The organism is Mesorhizobium sp. B2-4-12 (assembly GCF_006441575.1).
Lineage (GTDB): Bacteria > Pseudomonadota > Alphaproteobacteria > Rhizobiales > Rhizobiaceae > Mesorhizobium.
Genome location: NZ_VFVC01000088.1, coordinates 1 through 9,118, shown reverse-complemented (window position 1 = coordinate 9,118; position 9,118 = coordinate 1). Strand labels below are relative to the sequence as shown.

Here is a 9,118-nt window from a genome sequence, read left to right as displayed (position 1 = left end):
AAGTCGCGGCTTTGGGAGGCTTGGTTCCTCGCCCTCACAAAGTGGGGAGAGGTGGCCGCGCAGCGGACGGAGAGGGGCCGGCGCTGCCGTATGCGATTGCACTGCCCTTTGGCCCGAGAGGTTTCACGCGCAAGATGGTGCGGTCAAGGCCCCTGTTTGTCACCGCCCGCAGCCGTTGGCGCCGCCGATGTCATCGTCGACAGCGCTGCACTCATCGATCTATTGATTGATCTCGGGCTCGACGAGCTTTGCCAGGTTCCGGAGCGATTCCTGCCAGCCGAGATAGCAGGCCTCGACCGGGATGACGTCCGGAATGCCGGCCTGGGTGATGTCGATCTCGGTGCCGACCGACACTTTCTTCAAGACTATCGTCACCTGCATCTCGCCGGGCAGGTTGGGATCGTCGAACCTGTCGGTGTAGCGCAGGCGCTCGCCCGGAACGAGTTCAAGATACTCGCCGCCGAAGGAATGGCTGCCGCCGGTCGTGAAGTTGCGGAAGGCCATCTTGAACGTGCCGCCGACCTTTGCCTCGAGATGATCAACCGTGCAGGTGAAGCCGTTCGGCGGCAGCCATTTCGTCAGCGCATCGGCCTCGACGAAGGCGCGGTAGACCTTTTGCGGGCTGGTCGTCAGAACGCGGTGCAAACGTACGGTGCCGGGCATATTCTTTCCTTTCATCATTGCTGTTCGACGCCCCAAGGACGAGCAAGGCCTGGCCAGTCCGACATCGGCCCCGGATTTTTTTCCGAAGGCCCGCCTCCGTCGCTCGTTGGGCGTGTCCGGCTGGCGCACGCCTAACTTACGCCGGTTCGGGTGGATTTGGGACTGCATTTTGCGGCGTGTGGCCCATCGTCGCGAATGAGGAAGCGGATGGTCATTATGGGGAGACAGTTTATAACGGTCGGCGAGATCGCGACAATCAAGGGGAGACGATGCGTTACATACGTCCGCTTTCAATCGAAGATGCCGTGGGCCAATTGGCCGGATCGGCGGGGCCGGCGGCCATTCTCGCCGGCGGCAGCGACCTTCTGGTGAGGATGAAGGGCGGCTTCATCGAACCGGAGCTCATCGTCGACATCAAGGGGATCGCCGGCCTGAGCGACATCCGCGAAACGGCCGACGGCTTCAGCATCGGCGCCGCTGTTCCCTGCGCCGTGCTCGGCGAGAGCGCGGTGCTGAAGAAGGCTTGGCCTGGTGTCGTCGAAGCGGCGAAGCTGATCGGCTCCAAGCAGGTGCAGGGCCGCTGCACCATGACCGGCAATCTGTGCAACGCCTCGCCGGCGGCCGACAGCGTGCCGGCCCTGGTCGCGGCCGGCGCGAAGGCGGTGGTCGTCGGCCCGTCGGGCAAGCGCACGATTGCCGTCGAGACCGTGCCGACCGCGCCGGGCAGGACCTCGCTCGCCAAGGGCGAGATCATCGAGGCGATCCTGCTCGGCAAGCGCGCGCCGCATTCGGGCGATGCGTATCTGCGGTTCATTCCGCGCACCGAGATGGACATCGCCGTGGTCAGCGCCGGCGTCAACCTGACGCTGGACGAAGCGGGCGTCGTGACGGCGGCCCGCGTGGCGATCGGCGCCGCCGCGCCGACCGTGTTGCTGGTGGAAGAAGGGGCCGAGGCCCTGGTCGGCCGCAAGCTCGACGAAGCGGCACTCGAGCGGCTGGCCAAGGTCTGCTCCGGCGCCTGCCGCCCCATCGACGACAAGAGGGGCACCATCGAATTCAGACGGAAGGTTGCGGGCGTGCTGGCCAGGCGGGCCGCCATGACCGCCTATGCACGTGCAGGAGGCAAATGATGGCTGGCATAGCAGTTTCAACGACCATCAATGGCGACACGATCGAATATCTGTGCCAGCCCGACGAGACGCTGCTGGACGTGCTGCGCGACCGGCTCGGCCTGACCGGCGCCAAGGAAGGCTGCGGCACCGGCGATTGCGGCGCCTGCAGCGTCATTCTCGACGACCGGCTGGTGTGCTCCTGCCTGGTGCTCGGCGCCGAAGCCGGGGGCCGGCGCATCGAGACCGTCGAGGGCATGGCGCATGGCGATCAGCTGCATCCCTTGCAGCAGAAGTTCCTGGAGCACGCGGCGCTGCAATGCGGCATCTGCACGCCGGGCTTCCTGATCGCGGCCAAGGACCTGCTCGCCAAGAACCCCGACCCGACCGAGGAGGAAATCCGCTTCGGCCTGGCCGGCAATCTCTGCCGCTGCACCGGCTATGACAAGATCGTGCGCGCCGTCCAGGACGCGGCAAGCGTGATGAAGGGAGCCTGAAGATGAATTTCGATCCGCGTTATTCGGGGCGCAGTTTCAAATCCGTCGGCACGCGCCCCGTCCGCCCCGACGGCGTCGACAAGGTGACCGGCCGCGCCCGCTATGGGGCGGACTTCAACATGGCCGGCCAGCTGGTCGGGCGCATCCTGCGCAGCCCGCACGCCCATGCGAAAATCCGCAAGATCGACACCTCCAAGGCCGAGAAGCTGAACGGCGTGAAGGCGGTGATCACCGCCGCCGACCTGCCCGATCTCACCGATGGCGATGCCGCCATGTACGACATCCTCGACAATTGCATGGCGCGCACCAAGGCGCTCTATGACGGCCATGCGGTGGCCGCGGTCGCCGCTGTCGATGCCCGCACGGCAAGGCAGGCGTTGAAGCTGATCGAGGTCGACTACGAGCCGCTGCCGCATGTCACCGACGTCGACGAGGCGATGGCACATCATGCGCCGCTGATCAACGACACGATCTTCACCGAGGGGCTGGAGGAGAAGCCGGTCAAGCCATCCAACGTCACCAAGCGCAGCCAGTTCGGCCATGGCGACGTGCATGAGGGTTTCGCGCATGCCGACTTCATCGTCGAGCGCTCGTTCAAGACCGAGCAGACGCACCAGGGCTATATCGAGCCGCATGCCTGCGTGGCGAGCGTCAGCTCCGACGGCACCGCCGACCTGTGGGTCTGCACGCAGGGGCATTTCGTCTACCGCCAGCACTGCGCGCAATTGCTGGGCATGGAAGCCTCGAAGCTGCGCGTCACCTCCTCGGAGATCGGCGGCGGCTTCGGCGGCAAGACCCATGTCTGGGCCGAGCCGGTGGCGCTGGCTTTGTCGCGCAAGGCTGGACGGCCGGTGAAGCTGGTCATGACCCGCGACGAGGTGTTCCGCGCCTCGGGGCCAACCAGCGCCACCTCGATCGACGTCAAGATCGGCGCCCGCAAGGATGGCACCATCACCGCGGCGGAAGCGACGCTGCGCTACACCAGCGGCCCCTATGCCGGCAGCTGGGCCGAGGTCGGCGCCATGACGGCGTTTGCCTGCTACAAGCTCGATAACGTCAAGACGGTGGGCTACGAAGTGCTGGTCAACCGCCCGAAGACCGCGGCCTATCGCGCGCCGTCGGCACCGATGGCCGCGTTCGCGGTGGAAAGCGCCGTCGACGAGCTGGCCAAGGAGATCGGCATCGACCCGGTCGAGTTCCGCATCAGGAACGCCGCCCAGGAAGGCACGCGCTCCTCCTACGGCCCGGTCTACGGCCCGATCGGCATCGGCCCGACGCTGGAAGCGGCCAAGGACCATGCGCACATGAAGGCGCCGCTCAAGGAGAACCAGGGGCGCGGCATGGCCTGCGGCTTCTGGTTCAATTTCGGCGGCCAGACCTGCACCGACCTGAACATCGGCATGGACGGTTCGGTGTCGCTCGCCGTCGGGACCGTCGATGTCGGTGGCTCCCGCGCCTCGCTGTCGCTGGTGGCGGCGGAAGAACTCGGCATCGACTACAGCCAGGTCAAGGCCATCGTCGCCGACACCTCCAGTCTTGGTTATAACGACATGACCGACGGCAGCCGCGGCACGTTCTCGTCCTCGATGGCGACGATCTCGGCCGCCCGCAACGCGATCAGGATCCTGCGCGAGCGGGCCGCGCAGATGTGGGACATTCCGGTCGACGACGTCGTCTGGGAAAAGGGCCACGCTCTGGCCAGGGGCGAGAAATACGGCAACCTCGCCGCGCTCTCGCTGAAGGAGATCGCCGCCCAGTCCGGCAAGACCGGCGGGCCGATCGCCGGCCATAGCGAGCTCGTCGCCGACGGCGCCGGCGTTTCCTTCGCCACCCATATCTGCGATGTCGAGGTCGACCCCGAGACCGGCGCCACCAGGGTTATCCGCTACACGGTGGTGCAGGATGCCGGCAAGGCGGTGCACCCGACCTATGTCGAGGGCCAGTACCAGGGCGGTGCCGCGCAAGGCATCGGCTGGGCGCTCAACGAGGAGTATATCTACGGCAAGGACGGGCGGCTGCAGAACGCCGGCTTCCTCGACTACCGCATCCCGGTGTGCTCCGACCTGCCGATGATCGACACCCAGATCCTGGAAATCCCCAACCCCAACCACCCCTATGGCGTGCGCGGCGTCGGTGAAACCTCGATCGTGCCGCCGCTGGCGGCGATCGCCAACGCGGTGTCGAACGCGGCCGGCGTGCGCATGACCCACATCCCGATGTCGCCGCCCCGCATCCTGGCGGCGATCGAGGCGGAACGGGAAGGCTGAGATATCCAACGCTGAGGTCAAGGTGTGTTGAGATTCAAGTCAGGACGAGTCGAGAACGACGGCTTGCGAGAACCGGAGCGGAGCGTACTTTTCGTACGTGAGCACCGGAAGCGCAGGAAGCCTTCGTTCGCAGGCCGGTCTCACTTGAATATCGGCACACCTTAAGCGATGGTCGAAGTCACCCTCTGGGGCGCGCTCGGCCAACTCGCCGGCGGCAAGAGCAAGGTCGAGGTAGAGGCCAAGGACATCAGGGAGCTGTTCAGGAAACTGGCTGAACAGTATCCCGGCTTCGAGCCGTGGATCGATCGCGGGATTGCCGTGGCGATCGACGGGGTGATCTATCGGGATACGTGGGGGAAGGAACTGCCGCCGGGAGCGGAGATATTTCTGCTGCCGAGACTGGCTGGGGGGTGAAGGGAGAAGACCGGAGCTGGCTGCTACGGTCAAAAGCGGCTGTGGCAATCATTCGGAATTCACGATTGCGCCACAGACGGCCTATTCGCCGCAAAGCCTGCGAGGACTGTCGGTCATTGACACACAGGCCTAATTTGGAACAAAATAGGAACATCCTGTTGACCGTCGGTATCGAGTGGGAAGAGCCCGAACAAGCCGGCCCCTGGTTACCAGAATTAAACATCCGGATTGTAGTTGATTCTACGATGGGTTAGTCTGTTTTTCCGGAACGTCTTTCAAAACACGAGACATCACAACGCAATGGCCACGCTCCGCGACCAAATCGGCATACTGGCACGGCAGCACGGCTTGGCTCGGGCTCCATTGTTCCGTGGCAATGATACGCATCACGAGGGTGAGCACGAGGTTTTGCTCGACGGATCGTTCGGTAGTTTCGCGGTATCGGTGGCCGACGACATCGATCCTGTCGATGCCTCGTCTTGGGTATGGTCATCAAATATTCCACACCACGTCTTGATGACCGGCGACCGAGTGAGAGTTCTGCGTTGGGACCGGCCGGACGAGACGAGTGAATTCGATATAAGCCGCGTGCTGAGTAATCCAATCGATTTCTATGAACATCTGCGATCCGACAGGACAACAGATCGTCGCACGATTGTAGAGCATTCGCTGTCTTTGTTCCAAAGAGTACGGAATCTGGTTCATCATGCGGATCTGCCTGACGAGAAATCGATAGCCGCCTATCTGGCACTCCTAGGAGTATTTGCTGGTGGCCAACAGCCTACAAAGAGAAATCTTGCTGCCGTTGACAACGGATTTCAAGTGCCGGACGGCTCTAAGGAAGTCGTCTCGCTTCTTCCGCAAGGCGAGGTAGAGGCCATCTACAATGAATACCAATCACTTCGGTTGGGCAACAGGTCAATTGCAACAGATGTGTCTCTCGCCATTCGGCACGCTTCTGGTGCCATTTTTCAAGAAGCACATCACGTTCTCATTCAGGGACCGCCCCCTGATCTCTTCAACTATGTCGCACCGGCGACCGCGCGCAAGCCGGATCGCGGGGGAGTTCATTTTACGCCGCCGTTCCTAGCTCGGGCCCTATCAGAGCAAGTTTTACAGGCCTTGGGAGACCTTAAGAATCGTAATCGCCTCGTCATCGCTGATATCGCGTGCGGATCGGCCGCGTTCTTGGTGGAAGCGCTTCGTGCATTGGAACGTCTAGATTATCGGGGTCACATAACTCTGGTTGGAAGAGATATGTCGCCAGTTGCAATCGATATGGCGCGTTTTGTGCTCGGTGTGGCTGGCCAGGAATGGCCGGGTAAAGGTCGAATTAAGCTTGATCTTGAAATAGCTGACTCTCTTCGAGACGTACCGAATTTTGAGGCAGACGCAGTGGTCATGAATCCGCCATTTACCAGGTGGCAGGAGTTGGATGCCAATCAAAGGGAGCTCCTGTCCACTGTTGTAGGGAAGAGCGCGGGTGGTCGGCCAGATCTCAGTACGGCATTTGTTGAACGCGCGCTGGATATTTTGAAGCCAGGCGGCGCGATTGCGACTTTGCTACCCGCCAATGCACTTGACGCAAAATCTGCCTCAACATGGAGGAACAAACTTTTAGATCGCAAGCACGTCTTCCTGTCTGCTTTATTCGATGATCACAGTATCTTTTCGCACGCCCGGGTCCGTGTTGGTGCCTTAGTCTTGAGTAGCAATTCCGTTAAAAGTACCATCCGCATTCATGCAGGGTCGGACGCTGAGAACGCGGGAGATGCGCTAAGGGCGTTGAGATTGAAGCGCTGGAATTCGGACGAGAACGAAGGATTTTCACTCAGCCTGATACCTGCGGCGAAAACGTCGGGCGCGACTAGAATTACTGCACCAGACTGGAGCGAAAGTCTCGGCCGACGGCGCCCGCTAACAAAGCATGTTCAACAATCCTTCGCGACAACCGTGAAGGATGTATTCGATGTAAGGCAAGGTATCCGGACTGGAGAGAACACAGCATTCGTACTGGACCGCACGCAGTGGCTAGACTTACCTGAATCAGAGAAGACTTTTTTTCGCCCTGCGATTTCCTCGAAGGGCATCATGGACGGTCGCGTAACTCAACTGTTCTACGTGTTTTATCCCTATGGTCGTGAGCACTCCATAGGTGCTGAGCCTGAACTGCTTCGCCAATTGCCGCGGTTTAGCGCGAGATACCTGGAGCCATTTCGGCGAAAATTGTCTGGGCGGCGAGCGAAGGCCGATAAGTGGTGGGAACTAAGCGAACGCCGTTCCGGAATGGAGAATAGCCCACCTGCTTTTGTCTCAAAATACTGGGCAAAACCCGGAGGCTTTGTTCACCATGCTCCAACTCAAGCGGTGGTACTTCAGGGATTTGGATGGGTCCTTCGCAAGAATACGGTTTCGCATCTGCAGCCGTCAGAGCGAATTCATGTCGAACTCGCCTACTTGTCATTGCTCAACTCCGAGGCCTTTTTCAATCTCGTCGCCGAACACGCGCCGCCCACCGGTGGTGGGCAGTTCGACATGAGCCCTCGCTACGTTCTAGACGTTCCGCTGATCGACCTCTTCAACACGGGTGATTACTTCGCCCGTGAGATCGATATCCTGGCGAAGTATGCTTACTCTTATTACGAACAGAGCAACCGTGGACCCGACGTCGAAGCGCGCATAGTAGAGGCTGCGGCATCAAAGGTGTTGGGCTTAAGGTCCGGATCGCCGACAGTTAGGCCGGTGCAAAATGAAGCCGACAGTTCCCTTCCTGATTGGCTAAGGCCCTTCGTTGAGACGGGTTACAACGGCACGGATCGCGCCTACAGGGTGCGGGTACTGGCCAAGTTGCAGGAACTTGCACGTTCTGGCGAGTATTCTGAAATAGATGCCGCTCTCAATCAAGCGCCTATTTCCCAACTTGCGGAGACGTCTCTGATGACGCTCTTACGCGGAAGCTACCGTTTCAAGACTAAGTTGAAGGATTGGGATGGTTTCCGGGACCGCGTCGCCTCCGAACTTGGGAAGCGAGGGGCTGCAGTGAACCGACTGCTGATCGGATTGTACGAATGACGTTTCAGCATTGCGATCGCGTTGCTGCCGATCCGAGTTATGTGGGAATTGCCATAAGGGCGACGCCGCTGGGCGAGAGAAGTATGCATGTTGGACTTCTCTATCGGCACTCCAATGGCGACGTTAAGTTCACCCATTTAGCTTGGCACAATGACCTGCGTGATGAAACTCTTCCGCACGGTGACAATTATTTATGGGCAGAATGCGCATGTCTAACGCAAGACGACTCTTTGAGCGACTTCGTTGCCAATTTCATTGAAATGTGTGCGCAGTCCAAGGAAATTCCTTACGGGCCAAACCCTCCACCAACCGCCTTTGATTTAAATGGACGCTATTCTCCGCAGAATGATCGTCAGGGTCTAACCTGCGCGACGTTCATATCGTCGGTGCTTCTTGCGGCAGGATTTCCCGTGGTACGGCTTGGAACGTGGGAGAGCAGACCAGACGATTCTCTCTGGTGGTCATCAATGATGAAATATATCGAGAAGTCTGCTCCTGAACGCGCGGCGGAATTAGACGATGTGGCCATCGAGTTCCGACTGAGGCCGGACGAAGTTGCGGTAGCGGCGACCAGTATCGACCCGCCGCTTTCGTATCAGGAGGCGCTGGCTCGTTCAGTGCCGCTGCAAGAGCTTCTATTTCCGGCAGTCGTGGCCGTAACCGATTCACCTGTCGGTGTCGCGTTACCAGCCGATTCGATTGGCGAGCGATAACTGATCAGTCATTTTGCAGAGCTGAAGTACACACTAAATCTCCGCCATTGGCCTCTCGCCGAACACCGCCCTCGTTTTGTCCGGCACACTGTCGCTCACGCTCCTCCCAAGACCCCGTTTATCTCACGTTAGAATAGCGACCATCAGGCCAAGGTCCTTCCCATGACCGCCAGCCTTCGCTGGCTGGAGACTCGGTGAAGTCGTCTGTGCGCAGGCCGTGGGGAGGGCCGACCTGCTGGGCGAGCCGATCAATCCCAGCCTGACGGTGTTTGGCGCGCAGTCTGCTCAGTTTTCGCAGCGCTGTCGCAATCTTTGAGAGCCCGGCCGACCGCCCTTCGCTGTTGGCGACTAGAGCCCCCCGCCGTCCGCGCCCGCTCATACAC

General features: G+C 60.6%; 7 protein-coding genes. 6 read left to right on the top strand and 1 reads right to left on the bottom strand.

The window, feature by feature from the left end; genetic code table 11:
• Positions 1 to 219 precede the first annotated feature (219 nt).
• The gene (locus FJ934_RS27535) at positions 220 to 663 is read right to left on the bottom strand and encodes an SRPBCC family protein (protein ID WP_140613546.1); all 444 of its coding nucleotides are present in this window, start codon (positions 661 to 663) and stop codon (positions 220 to 222) included.
• Between the two features lie 269 nt (positions 664 to 932).
• On the opposite strand from FJ934_RS27535, the gene FJ934_RS27530 reads away from it, so the two are divergent.
• The 6 genes from FJ934_RS27530 (at position 933) to FJ934_RS27505 (ending at position 8,735) form a co-directional block, all read left to right on the top strand.
• Positions 933 to 1,793, top strand: a complete 861-nt coding sequence (locus tag FJ934_RS27530; RefSeq protein WP_140613545.1) for a xanthine dehydrogenase family protein subunit M — start codon at positions 933 to 935, stop codon at positions 1,791 to 1,793.
• Positions 1,793 to 2,269, top strand: coding sequence for a (2Fe-2S)-binding protein (locus tag FJ934_RS27525; protein ID WP_140613544.1), 477 nt, complete (start codon positions 1,793 to 1,795; stop codon positions 2,267 to 2,269). The genes FJ934_RS27530 and FJ934_RS27525 overlap by 1 nt, the downstream gene beginning before the upstream one ends.
• A 2-nt stretch (positions 2,270 to 2,271) precedes the next feature.
• A complete protein-coding gene (locus FJ934_RS27520) occupies positions 2,272 to 4,536 on the top strand; it encodes a xanthine dehydrogenase family protein molybdopterin-binding subunit (protein WP_140613543.1) in 2,265 nt (754 codons plus the stop codon).
• Positions 4,537 to 4,704: 168 nt separating this feature from the next.
• A complete protein-coding gene (locus tag FJ934_RS27515; protein ID WP_140613542.1) occupies positions 4,705 to 4,950 on the top strand; it encodes a MoaD/ThiS family protein in 246 nt (81 codons plus the stop codon).
• Between the two features lie 444 nt (positions 4,951 to 5,394).
• Positions 5,395 to 8,022, top strand: coding sequence for an N-6 DNA methylase (locus FJ934_RS27510; RefSeq protein WP_181165797.1), 2,628 nt, complete (start codon positions 5,395 to 5,397; stop codon positions 8,020 to 8,022).
• Entirely contained in the window at positions 8,019 to 8,735 is a 717-nt protein-coding gene (locus FJ934_RS27505) for a hypothetical protein (protein ID WP_140613540.1), read from the top strand. Before FJ934_RS27510 ends, FJ934_RS27505 begins: the two co-directional genes overlap by 4 nt.
• Positions 8,736 to 9,118: the final 383 nt, after the last annotated feature.

Bases quoted from the DNA above. Each gene is read 5' to 3' on its own strand.
- FJ934_RS27535 (WP_140613546.1), bottom strand. From the start codon at position 663: ATGCCCGGCACCGTACGTTTGCACCGCGTTCTGACGACCAGCCCGCAA.
- FJ934_RS27530 (WP_140613545.1), top strand. From the start codon at position 933: ATGCGTTACATACGTCCGCTTTCAATCGAAGATGCCGTGGGCCAATTG.
- FJ934_RS27525 (WP_140613544.1), top strand. From the start codon at position 1,793: ATGGCTGGCATAGCAGTTTCAACGACCATCAATGGCGACACGATCGAA.
- FJ934_RS27520 (WP_140613543.1), top strand. From the start codon at position 2,272: ATGAATTTCGATCCGCGTTATTCGGGGCGCAGTTTCAAATCCGTCGGC.
- FJ934_RS27515 (WP_140613542.1), top strand. From the start codon at position 4,705: ATGGTCGAAGTCACCCTCTGGGGCGCGCTCGGCCAACTCGCCGGCGGC.
- FJ934_RS27505 (WP_140613540.1), top strand. From the start codon at position 8,019: ATGACGTTTCAGCATTGCGATCGCGTTGCTGCCGATCCGAGTTATGTG.